A 23,950-nucleotide genomic window follows, 5' to 3' on the forward strand; every position below is an offset into this window, starting at 1 on the left:
AAAAATCCTATGCTCTTCTGCATTGAAAAAGGCGGCCGCAAAGGGCCGCCTTTTTCGTGAGAACACCCGCAAACCGGCAGGTCAGCGGTTCATGCGGTTCTCGACCAGGTCATCGACCACAGCCGGATCGGCAAGGGTCGAGGTGTCCCCCAGGTTGCTGTAATCGTTTTCGGCGATCTTGCGCAGGATGCGTCGCATGATCTTGCCCGAACGGGTCTTCGGCAGGCCGGGGGCCCACTGGATCAGGTCGGGCGAAGCGATGGGTCCGATCTCCTGGCGCACCCACTGCACCAATTCCTTGCGCAGCTCCTCGCTGGGCTCTTCACCGGCGACCAGGGTCACATAGGCATAGATCCCCTGCCCCTTCAGGTCGTGGGGGTAGCCCACCACGGCGGCCTCGGCCACCTTCTTGTGGGCCACCAGGGCCGACTCGACCTCGGCCGTGCCCATGCGGTGGCCGGAGACGTTGATCACGTCGTCCACACGCCCCGTGATCCAGTAATAGCCGTCCTCGTCGCGGCGACAGCCGTCACCCGAGAAGTACTTGCCGGGATAGGTGGAGAAATAGGTCTGGACGAAACGCTCATGGTCGCCATAGACCGTGCGCATCTGTCCCGGCCAGGAATCGGCTATGCAGAGGTTGCCCTCGCAGGCCCCTTCCTGGACCTTGCCGTTGGCATCGACGATTTCCGGCTTCACCCCGAAGAAGGGCTTGGTGGCAGAGCCGGGCTTCTGGTCGATGGCGCCGGGCAGCGGCGTAATCATGATGCCGCCGGTCTCCGTCTGCCACCAGGTATCCACGATGGGGCAACGCTCCTCACCCACCGTCTTGTAATACCACATCCAGGCTTCCGGATTGATCGGCTCGCCCACGGTTCCCAGAAGGCGCAGGGACTTCCGGCTGGTCTTCTTGACCGGCTCGTCGCCTTCGCGCATCAGAGCCCGGATCGCGGTCGGTGCCGTGTAGTAGATACTGACGTTGTGCTTGTCACAGACCTGCCAGTGACGCGCGGCATCGGGATAATTGGGCACGCCCTCGAACATCAGGGTCGTGGCCCCGTTGGCCAGCGGCCCATAGACGATATAGCTGTGGCCGGTCACCCAGCCGACATCGGCCGTGCACCAGTAGACCTCACCATCCTTGTAGTCGAAGACATACTCATGGGTCATCGAGGTATAGACCAGGTAGCCACCGGTGGTGTGCAGCACGCCCTTGGGCTTGCCCGTGGAACCGGAGGTATAGAGGATGAACAGCGGATCCTCGGCGCCCATTTCCTCGGCCGGGCAGTCGTCGTCGACCTTGTCGAATTCCTCGTGATACCAGAGGTCCCGGCCATCCTGCCAATCGATGTCCCCACCCGTGCGGCGCACGACCAGGACATGCTTCACACCCTGGCACTTGGCCAGGGCCTTGTCCGTATTGGTTTTCAGCGGAATCTTGCGCCCGCCGCGCACACCCTCGTCTGCGGTGATCACGAAGCTGGATTCGCAGTCCTGGATGCGCCCGGCCAGGGCGTCCGGTGAAAAACCACCGAAGACGACGGAATGGACCGCGCCGATGCGTGCACAGGCCAGCATGGCGAATGCCGCCTCGGGAATCATGGGCATGTAAATGGTGACCCGGTCACCGCGGGTCACGCCGCGCGCCTTCAGGATGTTGGCCATCCGGCAGACCTGGCGATGCAGCTCGCCATAGGTAATGGTCTTGTCTTCGCCGGGTTCGTCACCTTCCCAGATAATGGCAGCCTGGTCCTTCTTGGCCGGAAGGTGACGGTCAATGCAGTTCACCGCCGCATTGGTCGTGCCATCGGCAAACCAGCGGATATGCACATCCTCCGGGTCATAGCTGACATCCTTGACCTGGGTGAAGGGCTTCATCCAGTCGATGCGTTTGCCGTGCTCGGCCCAGAAGCCTTTCGGGTCCTCGATCGAGCGGCGGTACATATCTTCATAAGCCTGCGCATCCACGTGCGCGCTGCGGGCAATGTTCTCCTTGACGGGGATGACCTGCGAATCCGACATTTTTATGCGACGCTCCCTCTTGAGTGTTTTAATGAAACCCGCGGGATCGAGCCCGTCGGGTTGTCGCTTTTCGCCTTGCTGATATCTGGGAGGGATTAAAGCGGGAATAAAGGCCCGACTCAACCATGGTCCTGTTCTACCATGCCGATAATACTGCACTTTTCGGCCAAAACCCGCATTCACACCCCTCCGGACAACAGGCTTTCAGAGTGCAAAGCGAGTGTTGCGGGACAGGCGCGACAGCGCTAAGTTCCGGCCCCAGACGAGGTGCAAGCCATCTCTGTCGCGTTGGGGCGTAGCCAAGTGGTAAGGCAACGGTTTTTGGTACCGTCATGCGCAGGTTCGAATCCTGCCGCCCCAACCATTCTGCCTCTTTTTCTCAATTTGAATCGTCCTCTGGACCCGCCAGAAGCACGCGGTTCCGGCCGTTTGCCTTGGCACGATAAAGGGCCGCATCGGCCCGTGCCAACGCTCTCGCAGGGCTTTCGTCTTGTGTGGAGAAGAGCTTCGCTCAGGGCACGACAGGACTGTTGGATGAGACGTCCAGGGGAATTTCAGGGCAACGGCAAAGATCCTGTACTCACCCCGGATCCTGATGGCCGTAGCAAAAAGGTCGGGTTAACCCCTCAACTGGTCTGGCGCTGTTTCAAGGCCTCTTCCACGGCATCGCAGATCTGTTTCAAGGTAAAGGGCTTGATCAACACCTTGCAGATAAGCTCCTCGAGGTCATAGGCCCGCTGTTGTTCCGCCGAATAGCCTGTCATGAGCAGGACCGGCAAGTCGGGATAATCCCGTGTCACCCGCAACGCCAAGCCGATTCCGTCCAGCCCTGGCATCACGATATCCGTCACCAGCAGATCGAAACTGTTGTTCTGAAGGGCCTCAAGCGCCTGTATGCCGTCCCCCACAGCTGTCACGTCAAAGCCCTTCTGTTCAAGGGCTCTGGAAACAAAGCTCCGCACGGCCAAGTCATCTTCAGCTATCAGGATATGCGACATGTCCAGTCTCGAATACCTAGGAGCAAGTTCATATAGTCCCCCATGACACAGGCCAAATCAAAGACTCTTTGGGATCATCCAGGGGTTATGTGACTGCTTCAAGGCAGCAGCCAGCGGTCATTTTGCCCTAGTCCTGCTCCAGGAAGATCAATGAGAGGGAGCCTTCATCCGGCGGGTTATCGGTTGCGGTCGAGAATTCAGTGGAATTCCCCGGCGCAAGTTGCGTTTCTTCGGGCTGGAAAGTCCAGCTGTGCAGCTCCTGTCCCCCGGTGTCATTGATCACGGCGCGCATCTCGGGAACGGCCACCTCACGCACACCCTCGTTTGTCACGACCCCCTGGACCTGCAGCTTTTCTTGTCCGTCCACCGTCCGGCGCAGGGACACCACATCGTGAACAACCAGTTGCGCCTCTTGCGCTGCCAAGGGAAGACCCAGCTTTTCGTAAAGCGGCCGCGCTTCGGGAACGCTCGCCACGACCTCTTCCCGCGCGAACCAGCCCGCGGCAGCCAGACCAAGGATCACGATGACAAGCAGTCCCCAGCCAAGAAGCAGGCCCCGTCGAACCGGCTTCCTGTCACGGTCTGTTCCCGGTCGTGGCGCCCAGGCCGAAGCGTCGGAGACCGGCCCGACATCGGACTCATCTCTGCGCGGGCCAGCAGCTTCGGAAAAAGGCGCTTCACTGCCCCTTGCCTCGGCCTCCGGCGCAGCTTCTGGAGTCGGGGTTACGGCAGGCTCCGGCATGGCATGCCAGACGTGGCGGCAATCCCCGCAGCGAACCCGGCGCCCCCCGGCGCCGAGTGAGCCGTCCGGCACGTTGAAGCGGCTCTGACAGGACGGGCAGGTCAGAATCATCGGATTTTACGGTCCCCCATAAGATTTCTTCCATATAAACGTCCGCCCGCTTCCAACGCAAGCAGCGCCGCTTTACCCCGACGCAGGCGCATGCCATCTTGAGCCCGACCCGGGGCGAAGTCGGGCAGATCGCGACAAGGACGTCTGTATCATTGGTTCGCTTTGAAGATGTTTACCTGCGCTATGGGCGTGGACCGGACATCCTGCAGAGACTGGATTTCCGGCTGGAGCCCGGCTCCTTTCATTTCCTGGTGGGGCCAAGCGGCGCGGGCAAATCCTCTCTCCTCAAGCTTCTCTATCTGGGGCAGCGGCCGAGTCAGGGCCGCATCTCGCTGTTCGGCCGCGATGTCTCCAAGCTGGACCGCGACGAACGGGCCCTGCTGCGCCGGCGTATCGGCGTGATCTTCCAGGATTTCCGCCTGATCGCTCACCTCTCCGTCTTTGAGAATGTCGCCCTGCCCCTGCGCATTTCGGGTGAACCCGAAGGAAGGCTGCGTGCCAAGGTCGAGGAACTCCTGGCCTGGGTGGGCCTGGCCGACTGCATCAATGCCTTGCCCGCCACCCTTTCCGGCGGGCAACAACAACGCATTGCCATTGCCCGTGCCGTTATCAGCCGGCCCAGCCTGATCGTCGCCGACGAGCCCACCGGCAACGTGGACGATCGCATCGCCATGCGCCTGATGCACCTTTTCGTCGAACTGCACCGCAGCGGCACGACCGTGGTCATTGCCACCCACAATGAAAGCCTTGTGGAGCGTATTGGAAAACCGGCCCTGCATCTCTCGGGCGGCAGCCTCTACCAGCCTGGCGGCACTCCACTCCCGGAGGAGGCGCTGGACGAAGAGGGTCCGCATAGCAGGGAGGTGAATCCATGATCTCCCTGCGCCGTCGCCCTCGTGATCTTCCCTTGTCCCGCGACGCGTCGGCCCGCTTCCTGCCCTGGCTGATCGCCTTCATGGTCTATCTGGCTGCCATTGCGCTGGCCAGCGCTCTCGCTGCCCAGAAGATCGCGGACCGCTGGGACCAGGACCTCTCGGGCCGCATCACCATTCAGGTTCCGCATGCTGCGCTTTCCGATGCGGGCAATCCTGCCGAATCGGCGGATATCGACGCCCTGGTCGACTACCTGCTTGAGGTGCCGGCCGTCAGCGGCGTGGATGTCCTGGACCGACAGCGCAGCGCGGAACTGGTGGAGCCCTGGCTGGGCGACCTGGCGGGACAGGCCGAGTTGCCCATCCCTCAGCTCATCACCCTGGAGCTGCGCGAGGACCTCAGCTTGCCCGAGGGATTCGAGGCCCGAATCGAGGCTCTGGCGCCCGGCGCCCAGGTGGACGACCACCAGCGCTGGATCGGCGGCCTGCTCGACTTCGCGCAGTCGATCCAGACCGTGGCCCTGCTGGTCGTGCTTCTGGTCGGTGCGGCCGCTGTCATCACCGTGATCTTCGTCACCCGGACGGGACTCGCGATCCATCGCCAGATGATCGAGTTGCTGCACCTGATCGGTGCCCGCGACCGATATGTCGCCGCGCAGTTCCAGGGTCATGCCTTCCGGCTAGGGTTGGGAGGCGGACTCATCGGTCTGCTGGCCGCCGTGGCCACGCTGCTGGGTCTTGAGCGGTTGGTGGATCGCCAGCCGACGGCCCTCTTGCCCGACCTTTCCCTTGGCTATATGGATTGGGCCCTGCTGCTGTTTCTGCCTCTCTTCACCGCTTTGGTGGCGCTGCTTACTGCACGCTTCACTGTCTTGAGAACCCTGGCGCGGCTGACATGACTGTAACATCCGCTTCGCGCCGCAAGCGTCGCGGCCGGCTGCTCCTCTTGTTGCCTGCCCTACTGCTGGCAACCTTCATTTTCGGATTGGCGCGTTTTGCCTCCAACATTCCCACCCAGTCGGACAAGCCCGGCGAGCCCGTGGATGCCGTCGTGGTCTGGACCGGAGGCAGCGGCCGTCTGGACCAGGGACTGAAACTGCTGGAGGAAGGGCAAGCAGAGCGCTTGTTTGTCTCGGGTGTCTATCACGGCGTGGAGGTGGACGAGTTGCTTGAAGTGGCGGCGCGGAATCCCGACGAACTGCGCTGTTGCATCGAGTTGGGCTATGCCGCCGGCAACACCCGGGAGAATGCCCAGGAAACCGCAGCCTGGGCCAGTCACAACGACCTGCGTTCCCTACGCCTTGTGACGGCAGCCTATCACATGCCGCGCAGCCTCCTGGAGATGCGGCGCGCGATTCCGGATGTCGAAATCCTGGCGGAACCCGTTTTTCCGGACGCCTTCCGGCAGGAGGACTGGCGCTGGCGCGCGCGCAGTCTGGCCCTCCTGGTGAACGAATATGCCAAATACCTGATCGCTTCACTGCGCAGGCCCTTGCCCCTAAACGACGACACGGGACCCGAGGAGGCGCTGCCGTGACACACCTGCGCTCACTTGTTTTCAACGGCCTGTTCTATGCCTGGACCACGCTGCTGGCCCTGGCCTACCTCCCGCTGCTTTTCCTGCCGCCGCGCTACATCTGGGCTGCCTGCCGCTTCTGGGCGCGCAGTGTTTTTTTCCTGTTGCGCACCATTGTTGGCCTGGACTGGCGCCTCGAGGGACGCACGCACCTGCCCGATGGTGCGGCATTAATTGCCAGCAAGCACCAGTCGGCCTGGGATACCCTGGTCTTCGTCCTGTTGCTCGACCGGCCGGTCTATATCCTGAAGCAGGAACTTCTGCAGATCCCGCTCTTCAGCACCTATCTGAAGCATATGGGGATGATCGCCATCGACCGGCGCGGCGCCGCCCGCACCCTGCGCAGCCTTCAGCAGCAGGCGCGCGCACGCCTGGCGGAAGGCCGGCCCGTCATCATCTTTCCCGAGGGCACCCGGACCCGGCCCGGAGAAACCCGTCCTTATCAGCCGGGGGTGGCTGCCCTCTACAAGGCCCTGGAACACGAAGCGCCCCTGGTTCCGGCCGCCCTGAATTCGGGCCATTTCTGGGGGCGGCGTTCCTTCCTGAAATACCCCGGCTGCATCACGCTTCGAATATTGCCCCCTATACCGGGCGGGCTTTCGCGCAACGAGGTCATGGCGCAGCTGCACGAAAGCATCGAGGACGCCAGCCGCGCACTTGCCGACCTGCCCGGGCAGAACAACACACCTTCGGCTTGAAGCGCGTGCGCCCCCACGCCAAATCCTTGGCAGTAGAATAACCGCCCGGGCCTGCTGGACAGGCACTTCGGAAATGACCAGGGTTCCTCATGACGGACCTCTCACAGTCCCGAACCGCAAAGTCCGCGCTATCTCCCTTCTCCCAACGCATATGGGAGATGAAATACCGCCTGACCTCGGTTGACGGCAGCGTCAAGGAAGAGACCGTCGCCGACAGCTGGGCACGCGTGGCGCGCGCCCTGGCCGCCCAGGAAGACGAACCCTCCCTCTGGGAGGAGCGGTTTCAGGCCATTCTCGAAGACTTCCGTTTCCTGCCCGGTGGCCGCATCCTGGCCGGCAGCGGCAGTGAACGGGATGTCACCCTGTTCAACTGCTTTGTCATGGGCACGATCCCCGACGACCTGGGCGGGATCTTCGAGCATCTGCGCGAGGCGGCCCTGACGCTGCAGCAGGGCGGCGGCATCGGCTATGACTTCTCGACCTTGAGGCCCACAGGCGCCCATATTCGCAGCATCGATGCCGAGGCCTCCGGCCCGGTCAGCTTCATGGAGGTTTGGGATCGCATGTGCGCGACCATCATGTCCGCCGGCGCTCGACGGGGCGCCATGATGGGCACCTTGCGCTGTGATCATCCGGATATCGAGCGGTTCATTGCCGCCAAGCAACAGAAGGGGCGCCTGACCAACTTCAACCTGTCGGTCCTGGTTACCGATGCCTTCATGGAGGCCGTACGCCAGGATCGCGACTGGCCGCTGCGATTCGAGGGCAGGACCTGGCGCAGCCTGCCGGCACGTACACTCTGGAACCGGATTCTCGAAAGCACTTACGCCTACTCCGAGCCCGGCGTGATCTTCATTGACCGCATCAACCGTCTGAACAACCTGGCCTACTGCGAACAGATCAGCGCAACGAATCCCTGCGGGGAGCAGCCCTTGCCGCCCTACGGCGCCTGCCTCCTGGGGTCGGTGAATCTTATGGCGCTGGTCCGCCACCCCTTCACGGAACAGGCGGACCTAGACCTGGACGCATTGGAGCAGGTGACACGTACGGCCGTACGCCTGCTGGACAATGCCATCGACTCTTCGCGCTTCCCCCTCGTGCAACAGGAACGCGAGGCACATACCAAGCGGCGCATCGGCCTGGGCGTAACCGGGCTGGCCGATGCCCTGATCTGCTGCAACCTGCGCTATGGAAGTCCCGAAGCCCTGGCGGCCATACGCCGCTGGATGACGGTCCTGCGCCGGGCCGCCTACGAGGCCTCCTGCGACCTGGCCGTCGAAAAGGGGCCTTTCCCGCTGTTTGATGCAAAGCACTTCCTGGCCGGTGAAGGCCTGGCCTGGCTGGACGACGACTTGCGCGGGCGGATCGCCGAACACGGCCTGCGCAATGCCCTGCTGACCTCGATCGCGCCCACAGGCACCATTTCCCTGCTGGCGGACAACGTCTCTTCGGGCATCGAGCCGGTGTTCGCCTATGGCTACACCCGCAACCTCCTGACCCGCAGCGGCGAGCGGCAGCAGGAGGAGGTCACGGATCCCGCCTACAAGCTCTACCGGCAAGACTTCGAGACAGATCCCCCGGACGACATCTTCGTGGATGCCCGCAGCCTGTCGCCACGCGCCCACCTGGAAACCCAGGCCGTGGTACAGGACTACATCGATGCCGCGGTCTCGAAGACCGTCAATGTACCGGAGGACATGGCTTTCGAGGATTTCAAGGGTCTCTACGATCTGGCCTGGGACCTGGGCTGCAAAGGCTGCACCACCTACCGCCCCAGCAAAGTGCGCGGCGCTGTGCTGGAAGTGACATGATGGGCCTTGGGGTCCGCTTGTATCGGACGCTTCGAATCCCTGCCTGCTTGTCCCGAAAAACCGCGGCGCAGCGGCATCTTAGAAGAGCCCGGCACGAACGCGCTGACGGCGCGAACCGCCTCACTCCTCCAGATGCCGACCCTCCAGGTAGAAATCGATCAGCGCATGGGCCTCCGGCCCGCTCCAGGGGGCGATGCCCTCGATACGGCCGACCACCTGGCCCTGCGAATCGACAATGAAGGTGGTGGGCAGGCCACGCACCTGGAATTCGCGCGCAAGCTCGCTCTTGGGATCCAGGTAGACATCCAGGTTCGTCAGTCCGTGCTGCTCGAAGAAAGGCAGCACCTGCGCCGCACCGCCCCGATCGTTGGAAATCGTCAGGACCTGCAGATCCTCGCCGCCACGCTCCGCCTGCAGCGCGTCCAGGTCCGGTAGCTCCTCGATGCAGGGCGCACACCACGTGGCCCAGAAATTGACCACCAGAAGCTGTCCCTCGAAATCACCGATATGGCGCTCGACGTCCTTCCCGTCCCGGTACGCGGTGAATGCTGCTTCGGGTGTCTCGTCAAAGGGGATGATTTCGACATAGCTGTCGGCAAAGGCGCCTTCGCGCGGCGGCGCCGGTTGAGCCGCAGCCAACCCTGCGGTCAGCAGCAAGCTGGCCAGCACTGCGCTTGCGCGAAAAAGGTTTTTGTTCATGCCTGTCATCCGCTAAACAATTCCGCTCATGAGTACGCAATCTCCCCGGGACCGCAAGGGGTCCGACAGTCATTCAGGAAACGCCGCCAGCAATACAATGTGGGGCGGTCGCTTCACCACGGCACCCTCCGAGGTGATGGAGCGCATCAATGCCTCCATCGACGTGGACCGCCGCTTCTACGCCCAGGATATCCGGGCCAGTCAAGCACACGCGGCCATGCTGGCGGAATGCGGCATTCTTACCCAGGAGGACAATGCCGCCATCCAGGATGGCCTGGAGCGTATCCGGCAGGAGATCGAGGACGGCGCATTCACCTTCTCCGCCGCGCTCGAGGACATCCACATGAACGTGGAGTCCCGCCTGCGCGAATTGATCGGAGAGCCGGCCGGACGTCTGCATACCGCACGCTCGCGCAATGATCAGGTGGCCACTGATTTCCGCCTGTGGGTGCGCGATACCATTGATGTGCTGGACGATCTTTTGGCCGACCTGCAATCCGCCTTGCTGGACCAGGCCGAGGCCGAATCCGAAACCATCATGCCGGGCTATACCCACCTTCAGGCGGCCCAGCCCGTGACCTTCGCCCATCACCTTCTGGCCTATGTGGAGATGCTGGGACGCGATCGCGGACGCCTCGCCGACTGCCGCAAGCGCCTGAACGAATCGCCTTTGGGTTCCGCCGCCCTGGCCGGCACCAGCTTTCCCATCGATCGCGAGATGACGGCACGGACGCTGGGTTTCGAGCGGCCCATGGCCAACTCCCTGGATGCCGTCTCCGACCGCGATTTCGCGGTCGAGTTTCTCTCGGCGGCCAGCCTCTTGGGTGTACATCTCTCGCGCTTCGCCGAAGAGATCGTGATCTGGTGCTCCGAGGGCTTCCGCTTCATCCAGTTGAGCGATGCCTTCACCACCGGCAGTTCCATCATGCCGCAGAAGAAGAATCCCGATGCAGCCGAACTTGTGCGTGCCAAGCCCGGACGCCTGATCGGCGCGCTCAATACCCTGCTGATCGTCATGAAGGGCCTGCCGCTGGCCTATGGCAAGGACATGCAGGAGGACAAGGAGCCGGTCTTCGAGGCCGCCGACACCCTGGCGCTGGCGCTGTCCGCCACCACCGGCATGGTACGCGACATGAAGGCCGATCGCGCGCGCATGCTTGCGGCCACGACCAAGGGCTATCTCACAGCCACCGACCTGGCCGACTGGTTGGTGCGCGTCCTGAACCTGCCTTTCCGCCAGGCCCATCACGTGACCGGCTCCCTGGTGGCCAAGGCCGAAGCCGATGGCCGCGATCTTGCCGAGCTTTCGCTTGAGGAAATGCAGGCCGTGGAGTCCCGCATCACCAAGGATGTCTATGAGGTACTGACCGTGGAGCGCTCGGTAGCCAGCCGTCGCTCACAGGGCGGCACCGCGCCAGAGCGGGTCCGCGAGGCCATCGCCGCAGCCCGGGAAAGGTTCCTGCCATGACACGTCTGTCTCGTTCCGTCTTGTTGCTTGCACTGCTTTCAGCCCTGGTGCTGCCTGCCTGCGGAAAGAAGGGGACCATCAACCCCCCTGAAGATCGCGAGGATGCCTTCACCTACCCCGAGGTTTATCCGAAACCCTCGACTGTTGTGCCCTCGCGTAAATCGGACGACGACTAAGCCCCTTTGGAAGCCCCGTAATACCATGAACGCCTTTGCCTACCGTGACGGCAGCCTGCATGCCGAAGACCTGCCGTTGGCTCAGCTGATCGAGGAAGTGGGCACACCCGCCTTCATCTACTCGCAGGCGGCCCTGGAATCGGCCTATCGACGCTTCGCGAGCGCCCTCGAAGGGGCCGGCCTGAATGCCCAGGTTTGTTATGCCGTGAAGGCCAATCCGCACCTGGCGGTCATCCGCACCTTTGCCGAGCTGGGCGCCGGCGCCGACGTGGTTTCGGAAGGCGAGTTGCGCCGCGCCCTAGCAGCCGGCGTTCCCGGAGAAAAGATCGTCTTCGCCGGGGTTGGCAAGAGCGATGCCGAGATGGCCCTGGGACTGGAGTCCGGCATCCTGCAGTTCAACGTGGAATCCCGCGAGGAGCTGCGGCGCCTGGACAGCGTTGCCCGCGCTCAGGGAAAAACAGCGCCTGTCGCACTGCGTGTCAATCCCGATGTGGACGCGAAAACGCACGCCAAGATCACCACGGGGAAATCCGAGAACAAGTTCGGCATCGACTTGCAGGACGTGCCCGGACTGCTGCACCTGGCCGATGACCTGCCGGGTGTTCAAATCGAAGGCTTGGCCGTGCACATCGGGTCCCAGATCACGCAGCTTGCGCCCTTCGAGGCCGCCTTCCAGAGGATCGCGGACCTCTTCACCCAGCTGCGCCGGGCCGGACACGACCTGAAACGCCTGGATGCGGGGGGCGGGCTCGGAATCGCCTACCAGGGCGAGGGCCTGCCGTCGGTGGAGGACTATGCCGCCGTGGTCCGCCGGACACTCGGTCCACTGGAGGTCCCCCTGATCTTCGAGCCGGGCCGCCACCTTGTTGGCGATGCCGGAATCCTGCTCTCTCGCGTGCTGTTCGTGAAACAGGGACGCAGCCGGCGCTTTGTCATCCTGGACGCCGCCATGAACGACCTTCTGCGCCCGGCCCTCTATGACGCCTGGCATGACATCCTGCCCCTGCGTGAAGCCGGCCCGGATATGGCGCAAAAGGCCTGTGACGTTGTCGGCCCCGTCTGCGAAAGCAGCGATGTCTTTGCCACGGGGCGCCTGCTGCCCGAACTGGGGCCCGGCGACGGTCTGGCCATCTGCGCTGCCGGCGCCTATGGGGCCACCATGTCCTCGACCTACAATTCACGCCTGCCGGCCCCCGAAGTCATGGTTTCGGGCAAGGACTACAGCATCATACGTGCGCGGCCCGGCCATGCGGACTTGATGGCCCAGGAAAAGCTTCCGGAGTGGTCTTAGCGGACGTCATTCCTGCCTGCAAACCGCCATCTTTGCCGAAGAGTCTGAAAACAGACACTTCAGACAGCCTGCCAGCTCCTGTATCGTGATCGGGAACCATTGAAGCAGGAAAGAAGCCACTATGGAGTCGGCCGCGCGCCCCTGTGTAGCAGCCCATATGTTCCGAGGCCTGCCCCTCTGGGCTTGCGCTTCGACATGATCAGCTGCGCCAGCCTATCGCTCGTCCCGGAGCAATCTGTTCAGGCCCATGGCCCTTCGACGCCGGAAGACCGCGTGAGCCGTATTGGCGTCGCGGTCGGTCAGGAGAGGGTCTGATGCGCTTTCGCTGGCTCCAGTGGCTTTCAAGCGCCGCCCTGGTCTGGGAAACGCTTTGGCCGCGCCTCTGGCCCCTGGGCGGACTCTGCGGGCTGTTCCTTCTGGTGGCCTTGAGTGGCCTGTTGCCGCTGCTCCCCGGCTGGTTACATGGGCTGGTCCTGGCCGGCTTTGGCCTTGCAGGGCTGCTGCTCGTCTATCGGGCATTACACGATCTGCGCTGGCCCAGCCGGAACGCCGCGCAACGCCGCCTCGAGCGGGACAGTACGCTTGCACATCGACCGATCAGCAGCCTGGAGGACAAGCCCGCCGGAGAGGCAAACGGGCTCTCGGCCGGGCTTTGGCATTTGCATCAACAGCGTTTGCAAACGCAATCCGGTCCCTTGAAGCTGGCAGCACCGCGTGCCGGCTGGAGCCGTGTCGACCCATTCGGATTGCGGGCCGCCCTCTGCCTGCTCTTGCTGATCGCCTTTATCGGGGTCGGCGCAAACTGGCAGGAAAGATTGGAAGCCGCCGTCAATCCCGCGGCAGTCCCGTCAGGCAGCCTGCCGACGGCAGAACTCGAGGCCTGGATTTCACCGCCCAATTACGTGGACCGAGCACCGATCTACCTGAGCGAAGACAAGAAGGAACTGGCAATTCCGGAAGGCAGCCGCCTGACGGCACGGGTGAACGGGGGCACTTCGGCGCCCAGTCTTCAACTTGCTGGGAGCGAGTCCGCTTTCGATGCGGCCGGCAATCGCTTTTTCGAAATCGAAAGCCCCCTGCGTCACCAGGGCGAACTTGCCATACTGCAGGATGGGCAGGTTCTGGGCCGCTGGACTGTGGAAATTTCAGCCGACGAACCTCCCAAGGTCCGGTTCGAGGAAACGCCTTCCGAAACGCAGCGCAAGTCACTGCAGTTTGCCTACAAGGCGGAGGATGACCATGGCCTGGCACAGCTGCGGCTCGTGATCCGTCCCATAAGCTCGTCAATCGAAGGCAAGCAACTGGAATTGCCGCTCAGCCTGCCACAAGGCACGCCGCTGGAAGCCGAAGGCCGTGGTATAGAGAATCTGACGGCACATCCATGGGCCGGCCTCAAGGCCCAGGTCTGGCTCGAGGTCGAAGATGCTCGCAACCAGAGCGGAAAGAGCGAAGAGGTCAGGGTAACCCTGCCAGAGCGTGAATTTTCCCATCCCGTTGCCCGAACCCTGATCAAGCAGCGCAAGCGCCTGATCCTCAAACCGGGGCTGCATTTCTGGGTCGCCCGGCAACTGGCTGAAGTCGGCGCGCAAACCCAAGCTTATGACAACGACATCCTGGTGGCTCTGGCGATCCGCTCGGCTGAGCAGCGCCTGCTGCGCGACCGCAGCCGCAAGGCCATGGAGGAGGTGCAGCGCCTGCTGTGGGATACGGCACTGCACCTGGAGGAAGGCGAATCCGCGCTCGCGGAACAGGATCTGCGGGATCTGCAGGAACAGCTGCAGGAAGCCTTTGAATCCGGTGCTTCGAGCGAAGAGCTGTCCGGGCTGATGGAGGAACTGGAATCCGCCATGCAGCGTTACCTGCGCGCCTTGATGGAAGAGGCTTTGCGCGCAGCCGAGAATGGCGATCTTCAGCCGGAACAGCAGCTACAGAGCAATCAGCAAGCCGTCTCTGCCGGACAGCTTCAGGAGATGCTGGATCAGGTACGCGAGCTTATGCAGAGCGGAAACGAGGAAGCGGCGCGCGAGATGCTCGCTGAGTTGCAGTCCATTCTGGAAAACCTGGAAATGCGGGCCGGACCAACTTCGGAAATGCAGCAACAGATGCAGCAGTCTCGCGAAATGATGAACCGGCTGCAGGACATCATGCAGGGACAGAGCGACTTGCTGGACGAGAGTTTCAGGCAGTCCCGCGAGGCCAATCCCGCCGCACCCTCACGGGAGGGACGGACAAATGGAGAAGAAGCCGGGCCTCGGCAAGGCCGAGGACCCGACAGTGCACAGGGCGAGAACACTCTGTCCCAAGCTGCGGGCGAGCAGGAGAGCCTGAGACGGGAACTGGGCGAACTGATGCGCGAGTACGGCAACATGACAGGCCAGCTGCCCCAGCCGCTCGGACAGGCCGAAACCAGCATGCGCTCTGCCCGGGATTCCTTGCAGGACGGCCAGCCGGGGCAAGCCGGCGACGCACAGGCCAGAGCTCTGGATCAATTGCAGCAGGGTATGGACAGCCTTCTGGAGAATTTCGCCCAACAGATGGGGCAAGGCGCTCCCCAGGGTGCGACCGGCCCTCCGGGCCAGGACGGTGGTCAGGGCCGCGATCCACTTGGCCGTCGTTACGGAGGTGACGGGCGCAGCCAGGGGGACGCGGTGCAGCTCCCCGAAGCGGGGGATCTCCAACGGGCCCGGGAAATCCTCGACGAACTGCGCCAGCGCAGCGGACAGCGCGACCGTCCGGAAATGGAGCGTGAGTACCTGGACCGCCTGCTGGAACAGTTCTGAACATCCGCTGATAGGGTCCGGCCATTGCCCTTAAGAAGCCGCGGCCCGGAGTCAGGAACTGATTCGCACCGGTGCCTGTTTCGGCAAGACGGCCTCGGCCAGTGTTGCGCCCCGCAAATCGACCCCGGCTATTTCGGCATGGCTCATCACAGCCCCCGTCAGGTTGGCCTTGCGCAGGCGGGCGCCGCGCAGGTCTGCATGGTGGAGCACCGCTCGCTCCATCCGCGAAGCCAGCATCCGCTCCTGTCCCAGAGGCAACGGCCCCAGGTCACATTCACGGAGGTTGCAGTGATGCAGGCGCGCACCGGTCAGATTGATACCTCGCATGTCGGCACCTGACAGGTCGGTCATCCGCAGGTCTGCACCCTCGAGCTGGGCCCCCTGTAGATGAACCCCCTTCATGTCCAGCCCGTAGAAGACGGCACCACGGGCCTTCATGCCGGCCAGATTCAGCCCAGCCAGGCTCTCCGCGGAACGCAGGTCGATCTCATCCAGCTCTGCGGTGCGACCTTCACGTCCCAGACTACTGACATAGCGATCGTGGTCCTGCAGCATTTCCGCCAGCGGACGAGGAAGACTGCTCAAGGGCTTGCCCACCGGAACATCGCTCAGGACACCGTCCATCTCGGCACCGGAAAAATCCGTCTCCACGGTTTGTGTGTGACAGATCACGGCTTCACGCAGATCCGCGCCGGAAAGATCGGCCCCGCTCAGGTCCGCTCCGTCCAGGTTGGCGCCATGCAGGGTGGCCCGTTTCAGGTTGGCACGCACCAGACGGCAGCCCTTCATCACGGCATCTGTGAAATCGGCGGCCACTGCGGAGGCGCCGGACAGCCGGGCCCGTTCCAGATTGGCATTGATCAGGAGAGCGCCGTCCAGGTTGGAAGGGTCCTTCTCGTGCTCGAGGTAGTTCAGGCCGTTCTTGCGGTTGCGCATGGCAATCACGCCTTCCCGCAAATCGGCATCGTAGAGATCACTGTCCACCAGAATTGCGCCACGCAGCAGGGCCCCGCGCAGGTCCGCGCGGCGCAGGCTGGCCCGCGTGAAGTTGGTTTCTCTCAGGTCGGCGGCAAAGAGATTGGCGCCGTCCAGCTTGGCACGGGCAAAGTTGGCTCCATAGAGCGCAGCTCCGGTGAAGTTGGCCTCGCACAGATCCGCGCCAGAAAAATCGAGCCCTCGCAGGTCCTTGAAGGAGAAATCCGCACGCACGCCTCCGTCCTGGCCACGCGACAGCTTTTCATGGCGTTTGCGCAGCCCGTTGACCTGCTCCTGGCTCAGTTTCTCGAAAGCGCTGCTTTTTTCCTGCTGCATCGATTAACCCCCGGTCCATGACCGCCATTCAGGCCGGCCTCCTGGCCTGGATTATCGGAGAGTCAAGGTTAACAGAAGGTTGATGCAATCTTCCTAAAATGCCACTTTAATAGCCTTCGCCTTCAATCACGGCCGTGGGCCTGCCGTCAGAAGGAGGAATCGGGTTCCTTCAGGAATTGCGCCTCGGCTTCCGTAGTCTCGCGGCCCAAGGCGGCATTGCGATGGGGAAAGCGACCGAATCGGGCCACAATATCGCGATGGCGCTGGGCGTAATAGGTCCAGGACTCATCGCCAAGCGCCGAGATCAGCGCCAGTGCGCGTTCCTGGTCATCCAGGTTTTCGCTGTGTTCGAAGGGTAGATAGAGAAAAAAACGCTCCTCGATGGAAAGCTGCTGGTCGAAATCGGCGGCAATCGCTCCATCTGCAATGGCCAAGGCCCGCGCATCAAAGGCAAAGGCGAGGGACTGGCCCCGGTGCAGATTCCTTGGCACCTGGTCGAGGAGCAGCACGAGCGCCAGTGCACCTCGCGGAGATTCCCGCCAATCCTCCAGAACTTCCGCCACGGCCAGGCGATGCAGTGGAGCCAGGACCTCTTCCACTGCAGCATCGAAGCCTTGGGACTGCTGGAACCAATAGGGCCGGCTTTCCGGGGCGAACCAGAAATCCAGTACCTGGTCAGGGTTGGCCTGGGCGACGGAATCCGCACCGGTCATTTCTTTGCCCCTCTTCTCCAAATCTCCAGAGCTAGTCCGCCTTCATCGTCATGAGCTTGGTCACCGTCCAGCGCGTCGGGCAGAGCAATGCCTGCTGAAAGAGGGCCGGCCGAGGCCAGAAAAGTCATGATCGCTGGCCGCCCCCGGGTGCATAGCTGCATTCCCTTACTCTCGATACGCATGAACCAATCTGAACTACCATTACGCGACGAAAAATGCCAGACTTACTGGCCTTTCTCCCGGACAGGCGACCATCGCAGATCAGGCTGCCAGGGCCTGCTTCAGGTCAGCTTCCAGGTCCACCGCATCCTCCAGGCCAACGGAAAGCCGGATCAGGCCGGGTGTGATGCCCTGGGCCAGCTGTTCGTCTGGCGTCAATCGCTGGTGGGTCGTTGTCGCGGGATGCGTGGCCAGGCTCTTGGAGTCGCCCAGATTGTTGGAGATGCGGATCAGTTTCAGGGCATTCAGGAAGCGGAAAGCGCGCTCCTTGCCGCCCTCGACCTCCAGGGTCACCATGGTGCCCCCCGAGCGCATCTGACGGCGGGCCAGAGCTTCCTGCGGATGATCGGAGCGGAAGGGATAACGCGTTTGCGCAACGCCATGCTCCGCCGCCAGGAAGTCGGCAATGCGAGCGGCGCTGGCGCTCTGCCGCTCGATACGCAGCGGCAAGGTTTCCAGCCCCTTGAGTAACAGCCAGGCATTGAAGGGGCTGAGCGCAGGTCCAGTATGACGCAAGATCTGGGTCAGGTGGTCAGTGACGAACTGCTGGCTGCCCAGCACGGCCCCGCCCAGGCAGCGTCCCTGCCCGTCAATGTGCTTGGTGGCGGAATAGACCACCACGTCAGCGCCCAGTTCCAGCGGCTTCTGCAACAGCGGGGAGGCAAAAACATTGTCCACCACAACGCAGGCTCCGGCCTTGTGCGCCAGCTCGGCCACGGCGGGCATATCCACCAGTTCCAGACCGGGATTCGAAGGCGTTTCAAGGAAAACCGCCTTGGTTGGCTGGGACAGGGCGCTTTCCCACTGCTCCAGGTCGGCGCCATCGACGAAAACCGTCTCGATCCCGAAACGCGGCAAAAGCTGGTTCAGGATCACGGTGCAGGACCCGAAAAGTGCTCGCGAGGCCACGACGCGATCGCCAGACTGAAGCTGGGCGATCAGTGCCGCCCAGACCGCAGCCATGCCGCTGGCCGTGGCACGGCAGGCCTCTGCTCCCTCAAGCTGGCAGAGTCGCTGTTCGAACATCTCCACTGTGGGATTGCGAAAACGGGAATAGACGAAACGCAGGCCGTCGGTCTTGAATGCGGCCTCGGCTTCCTCGGCAGAATTGTAGACATAGCCAGAGGTCATGTAGAGCGCTTCGCAGGTTTCATCGAAACCGCTGCGCTGCACGCCGCCCTGGACAAGCTGCGTGGCCTCGCTCCATCCCTCCGTGGGGGGATGGCTGCCGTCGGTACAGCCGGGCGTATCGTGACTGGAGTGATCGTTCATCGGCGCGTCCTCCTGGGAACTCCTGGTTTATCGTGCCCGTCAGGAACTGATCCGGCGGGCATAAAAAAGACCGTCTCTGACAAGGGAAACGGCCGTCTCGACTTACAGGCGCGCCGACCCCTTTAGCTGCTGTTTAACGTGGCCGCAATCCGGTCAACAAATCGCCACGGGTCTACAGTGCTAGACCGCGGTCCGCTTCCTGTCAAGGCAGCGCCGGGCCGTATCTTCCTGGGATCTCACATGTCCGGGTAATGCAGTTTCGTCTCATGCCCGTGGGCTCTTGGTTCAGCCCATTGCCCCGGCGTTAGCGTGTGGGAACGGGCGTGTCCCCGCTGTAGTCGTAGAATCCCCGTCCCGCCTTGCGGCCGACCCAGCCGGCCTCGACATACTTCACCAGCAGCGGACAGGGGCGATACTTGCTGTCGGCCAGGCCGTCGTAGAGCACGTGCATCACAGCCAGGCAAGTATCCAGACCAATGAAGTCGGCCAATTCCAGCGGACCCATGGGGTGATTGGCGCCCAGCTTCATGGCGGTGTCAATGGCTTCCACCGACCCCACGCCCTCATAGAGGGTATAGACCGCCTCGTTGATCATGGGCAGCAGAATGCGGTTGACGATGAAGGCCGGGAAGTCCTCGGCCGCCACCGGCGTCTTGCCCAGTTGCTCGGTCAACTGGCGAATCGTGGCGAAGGTGTCCTCGTCCGTGGCAATGCCGCGGATCAGCTCCACCAGCTGCATGACAGGCACGGGGTTCATGAAGTGCATGCCCATGAAGCGGCCAGGGCGATCGGTGGTGGACGCCAGGCGGGTCACCGAGATCGAGGAGGTGTTGGTGCAGATGATGGCATTTTCCTTCAGATGCTCACAGAGCTCATGGAAAATGCTGCGCTTGACGTCCTCGTTCTCCGTCGCCGCCTCGATCACCAGGTCGCAATCGGCCAACTCCGAGATTTCCGTTGCCCGGGAGATCTGCTTGAGTGCGGCGTCCTTGTCCTTGGCGGAGATCTTGTCCTTCTTCACCTGACGATCCAGGTGTTTCTCGATGCCGACCAGAGCCTTGTCCAGCTGTTCGCTTCCCAGGTCCTGCAGCAGGACATCATAGCCCGCCTGGGCACAGACCTGGGCGATACCGCTGCCCATTTGTCCGGCGCCGACGACGCCGACTTTAGAGATGGTGAAATCTGCTCGACTGTTATCCTGGGACATCTTGATCTGGCTCTTTCTTCCTGAGGGGCTTGTTGCCGATGGAAAGGCTTACTGGTCCAGGGCCTTTTCCAGCTCGGGCACCGCCTCGAAGAGGTCGGCGACCAGGCCATAGTCGGCCACCTGGAAAATCGGGGCCTCCTCGTCCTTGTTGATGGCAACGATCACCTTGGAATCCTTCATGCCAGCCAGGTGCTGGATAGCGCCGGAAATCCCCACGGCGATGTAGAGCTCGGGCGCCACCACCTTGCCGGTCTGGCCGACCTGATAGTCGTTCGGCACGAAGCCTGCGTCAACAGCCGCCCGGCTGGCCCCCAGTGCTGCGCCCAGCTTGTCGGCGACACGCTCAAGGATGACGAAATTGTCGCCGCTCTGCATGCCGCGTCCGCCGGAAATGACCACACGGGCCGTGGTCAGCTCGGGACGCTCGGATTGGGTCAATTCCGAACCGACATGGCTTGAAAGCCCGGAATCGCCGGTCCCTTCGAGCGTTTCCAGTTCGGCACTTCCACCCTCGGCTGGCACGGCATCAAAAGCCGTACCACGCACGGAGATCAGTTTCTTGGCATCGCCGCTCTGCACCTTGGAGAGCGCGTTGCCGGCGTAGATCGGACGCACGAAAGTGTCGCCGCTTTCCACGGCAACGATATCGCTGATGGGCTGGACATCCAGAAGCGCTGCCGCGCGCGGCAGGACATTCTTCCCGAATGTTGCGCTGCCCGCCAGTACGTAGTCATAACCCTCGGCCAGTTTCACGACCAGTGGCGCCACATTCTCGGCCAGCAAGTGATCGTACTCCTCGGAGTCTGCCAGCAGCACCTTCTTGACTTCGGGCAGAGTCTGGGCGGCCTTGGCGGCCTCGGCACAGCCCTTGCCCGCGACCAGGACGTGGATGTCACCACCCCCCTTGGCGGCAATTTGCTGAGCCGCATTCAGTGTGCTCAGTGTCGCGGACCCTAGCGCGTCGTTCTCGTGATCGGCAATTACCAGGATGCTCATCAGATCACCTTCGCTTCGTTCTTCAACTTGTCCACCAGGTCCGCAATGCTCTCGACACGTACACCGGCTTGGCGCGCCGGGGGTTCGGAGACATTCAGCACTTTCAGGCGCGGCGCGATATCCAGGCCAAGCTCTTCGGCCTCAATGGTTTCAATCGGCTTCTTCTTCGCCTTCATGATGTTGGGCAACGAGGCATAGCGCGGCTCGTTGAGTCGCAGGTCGGCCGTCACGATGGTGGGCGTCGCCAGGTCCAGCGTCTCCAGCCCGCCATCGATCTCGCGCGTGACGCGCAGCTTGCCGTCCTGCTGCTCGATCTTGGATGCGAAGGTGCCCTGAGACCAGCCCAGCAGGGCGGACAGCATCTGGCCGGTCTGGTTGAAATCGTTGTCCACGGCCTGCTTGCCCAGCAGGACAAGGTCGGGCTGCTCCTTCTCGACCACCGACTTGAGCAGCTTGGCAATGCCCAGCGGCTGCAGTTCCTCGTCGCTCTGCACCAGGATACCGCGATCGGCACCCATGGCAAGGGCCGTGCGGATGGTCTCCTGATTGACCTGCGGGCCACAGGAAACAACAACCACTTCGCTGGCGATTCCCTGCTCCTTCAGACGCACCGCTTCTTCCACGGCAATTTCGCAAAAGGGGTTCATGGACATCTTGACGTTCGCGGTTTCAACGCCGGATCCGTCGGACTTCACGCGGACCTTAACGTAGGCGTCGATGACGCGCTTGACGGCGACCAGTACCTTCATGGGCTATCCTGCAGTCCTGCTTTCGTTAGATGAAGCTGTTTCGTCTTTGCGATAGAAACCGGCAGGACGCTGCCCGCACGGCCAGTGGTTCTGTCCTGCCCCGTCATTCGCCTGAAAAAGGGCGCTTTCCGGGACTGTGCGCTGCACCATAGGAAGGCCTACAGGATGTGTCAATTGCACGCTCCGTCCTGTTTCCTCGCCGCCCTGAGGGCAGGGAAAGCCCGGCAGCGGAGTTCCATCTCCCTTATCGATTCTTTCCCGGCACCCAGAGAACGTCGTTCCGACCCTTTTCATTCAGATAGCGTCCCAGGACGAACAACAGGTCGGACAGGCGATTGACGTACTTGACGGCCTCGGGATTCAGGGGTTCCGCCTCGGCCAACTCGGTTGCATCCCGCTCGGCACGGCGCACCACGGTGCGGGCCAGGTGGAGCCAGGCCGACGCCTTCGTTCCGCCGGGCAGGACAAAGGTCTTCAGCGGTTCCAGGTCAGCGTTGTAGTGATCGATCTGCTGTTCAAGCCAGGCCACCTGGGCCTCGGTGATGCGCAGTGCCGGGTATTCGGGCTCTGGGTCCTCGGGCGTCGCCAGATCGGCACCCAGATCGAAGAGGTCGTTCTGAACCCGGACCAGTAGGTTGCGCTCACTTTCCGCAAGTCCGTCCTCTGCCAGCAGCAGACCCAGCACGGCGTTGGCTTCGTCCACCGTCCCATAGGCGGTCACGCGCAGGTCGTGTTTGGGAACGCGCCGGCCGGAAGCCAGCGAGGTCTTCCCCTTGTCACCGCCGCGCGTGTAGATACGGGTCAGCTGTACCATCTGGTCTCTCCCGACGTTCCTGTCAAAGCGTGCATTGCCTAGTTGCCGGCCATCGCGGCAAGCGCGAAGAGCAGCAGAGCCACACCCTGCATGATGACGCGCCAGCGCATCAGCTTGTTGCCGTACTTCTGATTGAACTCACCACCCCGGGCCATGGAGAAAAGGCCTGCGAAGAGGACGCCCAAGGTGATCAGCATGGCGATCACCACCAGGACCATCATGAAACCGTTCATATGTGTAGCCTATCCATTGTATCCATCAGCCTGTCCCTGGCTGCCTTCCACATCCCCAAGCCTTGTCCACAAGCCATACCTCCATCGCGGGGCCGGCTCAAACCCTAAACCGGGGCCGGTACCGGAGTGACGGCCGTGGAATAGAGATAGGAAAGGTAGGTGGCGTAGAGAATGACAAAAATGGCCCCCTGCCAGCGCCGTATGCGCAGGCCGAAGGTTGCCGCCAGGATCAGCAGAAGCGAAGCGCCCAGCAAGACCCAGTAATCCAGGCGCATGATCTCGTCGGGCACGGGGATGGGCTTCACCATGGCGGTTACCCCCATGATGCCGAAGAGATTGAAGAGGTTTGAGCCCAGGATGTTGCCGAAGGCCACGTCGGCGTGACGTTTCAGCGCAGCAATCACCGAGGCAACCAGTTCCGGCAGGGACGTGCCGATGGCCACCACCGTCAGGCCGATCAGGGTGTCCGAAACCCCGGCCAGGCGCGCCAGTTCAATCGCCGAATCCACCAGCAGGCTGGCGCCCACCAGAACGGCCGCCAGACCGCCCAGGGCGACCAGCAGGTTCTTCATCAAGGAGCCCGGCAGAGCTTCGATCTCGGCGGCCTCGGCTTCGTGCAATCGCGCGGCTGCCGTACTGCGCCGTTCCTGAATATAGCAGAACGCCAGATAACCTGCCAAAGCGAGAAAAAGGCCCAGGCCGATCGCGCGTGTGATGAATCCCAGGTAGCAGACGCCACCGAAGATGATCGTGGCCAACAGCATCACAGTCCCGTCGCGTTTCAGGGCAAAGCGACTGCAGAGGATTGGCATGATGACTGCGGTCGAGCCGACAATCAGGAGGATGTTGGAGATATTCGATCCGACGACATTGCCCACGGAAATGCCGGGTGCCCCGGCCAGGGCCGCCTGAACAGACGCCACCAACTCGGGTGAAGACGTACCGAAGCCCACAAGGGTCAGGCCGATCAGCAGCTGTGAGATCCCCAGGTGCCTTGCAACTCCGACCGACCCACGCACCAGGAACTCCCCCCCGCCGCACAAGAGGATCAGGCCGACGAGCAGTAGGATATAAACCATGAAAAGCCCGAAATCGATTACGGAGCGGGGTGGAAGACAGAAGCTGAAACGGCTGTCTCCCTAGATCTGATCTCTCCGTTCGCTTTACAAGTCGGTTCCATCGAACTTCCCCC

22 protein-coding genes, 1 tRNA gene and 1 riboswitch are annotated in these 23,950 nt (G+C 62.5%); of the genes, 10 read left to right on the plus strand and 13 right to left on the minus strand.

Annotated elements, in window-relative coordinates; all coding sequences use genetic code 11:
* Nucleotides 1-81: 81 nt before the first annotated feature.
* A complete protein-coding gene (gene acs, locus BP38_RS0104450; RefSeq protein ID WP_026986750.1) occupies nucleotides 82-2,022 on the minus strand; it encodes an acetate--CoA ligase in 1,941 nt (646 codons plus the stop codon).
* Nucleotides 2,023-2,311: 289 nt separating this feature from the next.
* Between acs and BP38_RS0104455 the strand changes: the two genes are divergently transcribed.
* A tRNA-Gln gene (locus BP38_RS0104455) sits at nucleotides 2,312-2,386 on the plus strand.
* A 262-nt stretch (nucleotides 2,387-2,648) separates the two neighbouring features.
* Here the strand turns inward: BP38_RS0104455 and BP38_RS0104460 are convergent.
* Both BP38_RS0104460 and BP38_RS0104465 read right to left on the minus strand, forming a co-directional pair.
* Nucleotides 2,649-3,020 (minus strand): response regulator, encoded by a 372-nt coding sequence (locus tag BP38_RS0104460; RefSeq protein ID WP_026986751.1) that lies wholly within the window; start codon nucleotides 3,018-3,020, stop codon nucleotides 2,649-2,651.
* Nucleotides 3,021-3,147: 127 nt separating this feature from the next.
* Nucleotides 3,148-3,873, minus strand: a complete 726-nt coding sequence (locus BP38_RS0104465) for an MJ0042-type zinc finger domain-containing protein (protein WP_026986752.1) — start codon at nucleotides 3,871-3,873, stop codon at nucleotides 3,148-3,150.
* Nucleotides 3,874-4,025: 152 nt separating this feature from the next.
* Here BP38_RS0104465 and ftsE point away from each other — a divergent pair, with 152 nt between their 5' ends.
* The 5 genes from ftsE to BP38_RS18995 all read left to right on the plus strand — a co-directional run bounded on the left by ftsE (nucleotide 4,026) and on the right by BP38_RS18995 (nucleotide 8,830).
* Nucleotides 4,026-4,748 carry a cell division ATP-binding protein FtsE gene (gene ftsE, locus BP38_RS18985; protein ID WP_051608964.1) on the plus strand — a complete coding sequence of 241 codons (723 nt, stop codon included), beginning with the start codon at nucleotides 4,026-4,028 and terminating at the stop codon, nucleotides 4,746-4,748.
* On the plus strand, nucleotides 4,745-5,644 hold the full coding sequence (locus BP38_RS0104475) for a cell division protein FtsX (RefSeq protein ID WP_035723584.1): 900 nt from the start codon (nucleotides 4,745-4,747) through the stop codon (nucleotides 5,642-5,644). Before ftsE ends, BP38_RS0104475 begins: the two co-directional genes overlap by 4 nt.
* Nucleotides 5,641-6,282: a YdcF family protein gene (locus BP38_RS0104480; protein ID WP_035723586.1), complete on the plus strand. Its 642-nt coding sequence runs from the start codon at nucleotides 5,641-5,643 to the stop codon at nucleotides 6,280-6,282. The genes BP38_RS0104475 and BP38_RS0104480 overlap by 4 nt, the downstream gene beginning before the upstream one ends.
* Nucleotides 6,279-7,019 (plus strand): lysophospholipid acyltransferase family protein, encoded by a 741-nt coding sequence (locus BP38_RS18990; protein WP_035723588.1) that lies wholly within the window; start codon nucleotides 6,279-6,281, stop codon nucleotides 7,017-7,019. Before BP38_RS0104480 ends, BP38_RS18990 begins: the two co-directional genes overlap by 4 nt.
* A gap of 89 nt (nucleotides 7,020-7,108) precedes the next feature.
* Nucleotides 7,109-8,830: an adenosylcobalamin-dependent ribonucleoside-diphosphate reductase gene (locus BP38_RS18995; RefSeq protein WP_081816452.1), complete on the plus strand. Its 1,722-nt coding sequence runs from the start codon at nucleotides 7,109-7,111 to the stop codon at nucleotides 8,828-8,830.
* Nucleotides 8,831-8,950: 120 nt separating this feature from the next.
* On the opposite strand, the gene BP38_RS19000 is transcribed toward BP38_RS18995, so the two are convergent.
* Complete coding sequence (locus tag BP38_RS19000) at nucleotides 8,951-9,529, minus strand: TlpA disulfide reductase family protein (protein WP_035723830.1); 579 nt, start codon at nucleotides 9,527-9,529, stop codon at nucleotides 8,951-8,953.
* Between the two features lie 28 nt (nucleotides 9,530-9,557).
* On the opposite strand from BP38_RS19000, the gene argH reads away from it, so the two are divergent.
* The 4 genes from argH to BP38_RS19005 all read left to right on the plus strand — a co-directional run bounded on the left by argH (nucleotide 9,558) and on the right by BP38_RS19005 (nucleotide 15,244).
* A complete protein-coding gene (argH, locus tag BP38_RS0104500; RefSeq protein ID WP_026986755.1) occupies nucleotides 9,558-10,997 on the plus strand; it encodes an argininosuccinate lyase in 1,440 nt (479 codons plus the stop codon).
* The gene (locus BP38_RS0104505; protein WP_026986756.1) at nucleotides 10,994-11,173 is read left to right on the plus strand and encodes a hypothetical protein; all 180 of its coding nucleotides are present in this window, start codon (nucleotides 10,994-10,996) and stop codon (nucleotides 11,171-11,173) included. Before argH ends, BP38_RS0104505 begins: the two co-directional genes overlap by 4 nt.
* Before the next feature lie 25 nt (nucleotides 11,174-11,198).
* Nucleotides 11,199-12,464: a diaminopimelate decarboxylase gene (lysA, locus tag BP38_RS0104510; RefSeq protein WP_026986757.1), complete on the plus strand. Its 1,266-nt coding sequence runs from the start codon at nucleotides 11,199-11,201 to the stop codon at nucleotides 12,462-12,464.
* A gap of 314 nt (nucleotides 12,465-12,778) precedes the next feature.
* On the plus strand, nucleotides 12,779-15,244 hold the full coding sequence (locus BP38_RS19005; RefSeq protein ID WP_051608967.1) for a TIGR02302 family protein: 2,466 nt from the start codon (nucleotides 12,779-12,781) through the stop codon (nucleotides 15,242-15,244).
* A gap of 51 nt (nucleotides 15,245-15,295) precedes the next feature.
* Here the strand turns inward: BP38_RS19005 and BP38_RS0104520 are convergent, their stop codons facing one another.
* From BP38_RS0104520 to BP38_RS0104560, 9 genes are all read right to left on the minus strand, one after another.
* Nucleotides 15,296-16,555 carry a pentapeptide repeat-containing protein gene (locus BP38_RS0104520; protein ID WP_026986758.1) on the minus strand — a complete coding sequence of 420 codons (1,260 nt, stop codon included), beginning with the start codon at nucleotides 16,553-16,555 and terminating at the stop codon, nucleotides 15,296-15,298.
* A gap of 146 nt (nucleotides 16,556-16,701) precedes the next feature.
* The gene (locus BP38_RS0104525; protein ID WP_051608968.1) at nucleotides 16,702-17,268 is read right to left on the minus strand and encodes a DUF924 family protein; all 567 of its coding nucleotides are present in this window, start codon (nucleotides 17,266-17,268) and stop codon (nucleotides 16,702-16,704) included.
* A gap of 261 nt (nucleotides 17,269-17,529) precedes the next feature.
* Nucleotides 17,530-18,759, minus strand: a complete 1,230-nt coding sequence (metZ, locus tag BP38_RS19010; RefSeq protein WP_051608969.1) for an O-succinylhomoserine sulfhydrylase — start codon at nucleotides 18,757-18,759, stop codon at nucleotides 17,530-17,532.
* 101 nt (nucleotides 18,760-18,860) lie between these two features.
* Nucleotides 18,861-18,937, minus strand: a riboswitch (SAM riboswitch).
* A 126-nt stretch (nucleotides 18,938-19,063) separates the two neighbouring features.
* Nucleotides 19,064-19,966, minus strand: coding sequence for a 3-hydroxybutyryl-CoA dehydrogenase (locus tag BP38_RS0104535; RefSeq protein ID WP_035723591.1), 903 nt, complete (start codon nucleotides 19,964-19,966; stop codon nucleotides 19,064-19,066).
* A 48-nt stretch (nucleotides 19,967-20,014) separates the two neighbouring features.
* On the minus strand, nucleotides 20,015-20,962 hold the full coding sequence (locus BP38_RS0104540; protein WP_026986761.1) for an electron transfer flavoprotein subunit alpha/FixB family protein: 948 nt from the start codon (nucleotides 20,960-20,962) through the stop codon (nucleotides 20,015-20,017).
* Nucleotides 20,962-21,711, minus strand: coding sequence for an electron transfer flavoprotein subunit beta/FixA family protein (locus BP38_RS0104545; RefSeq protein ID WP_026986762.1), 750 nt, complete (start codon nucleotides 21,709-21,711; stop codon nucleotides 20,962-20,964). Before BP38_RS0104545 ends, BP38_RS0104540 begins: the two co-directional genes overlap by 1 nt.
* 244 nt (nucleotides 21,712-21,955) lie before the next feature.
* Nucleotides 21,956-22,525 carry a cob(I)yrinic acid a,c-diamide adenosyltransferase gene (locus BP38_RS0104550; RefSeq protein ID WP_026986763.1) on the minus strand — a complete coding sequence of 190 codons (570 nt, stop codon included), beginning with the start codon at nucleotides 22,523-22,525 and terminating at the stop codon, nucleotides 21,956-21,958.
* A 38-nt stretch (nucleotides 22,526-22,563) separates the two neighbouring features.
* The gene (locus BP38_RS0104555; protein ID WP_026986764.1) at nucleotides 22,564-22,758 is read right to left on the minus strand and encodes a twin transmembrane helix small protein; all 195 of its coding nucleotides are present in this window, start codon (nucleotides 22,756-22,758) and stop codon (nucleotides 22,564-22,566) included.
* 104 nt (nucleotides 22,759-22,862) lie between these two features.
* Nucleotides 22,863-23,837, minus strand: coding sequence for a calcium/sodium antiporter (locus tag BP38_RS0104560; RefSeq protein ID WP_026986765.1), 975 nt, complete (start codon nucleotides 23,835-23,837; stop codon nucleotides 22,863-22,865).
* Between the last annotated feature and the right edge of the window lie 113 nt (nucleotides 23,838-23,950).

It is taken from the genome of Fodinicurvata fenggangensis DSM 21160, from assembly GCF_000686045.1.
GTDB classification, from domain to species: domain Bacteria; phylum Pseudomonadota; class Alphaproteobacteria; order Kiloniellales; family DSM-21159; genus Fodinicurvata; species Fodinicurvata fenggangensis.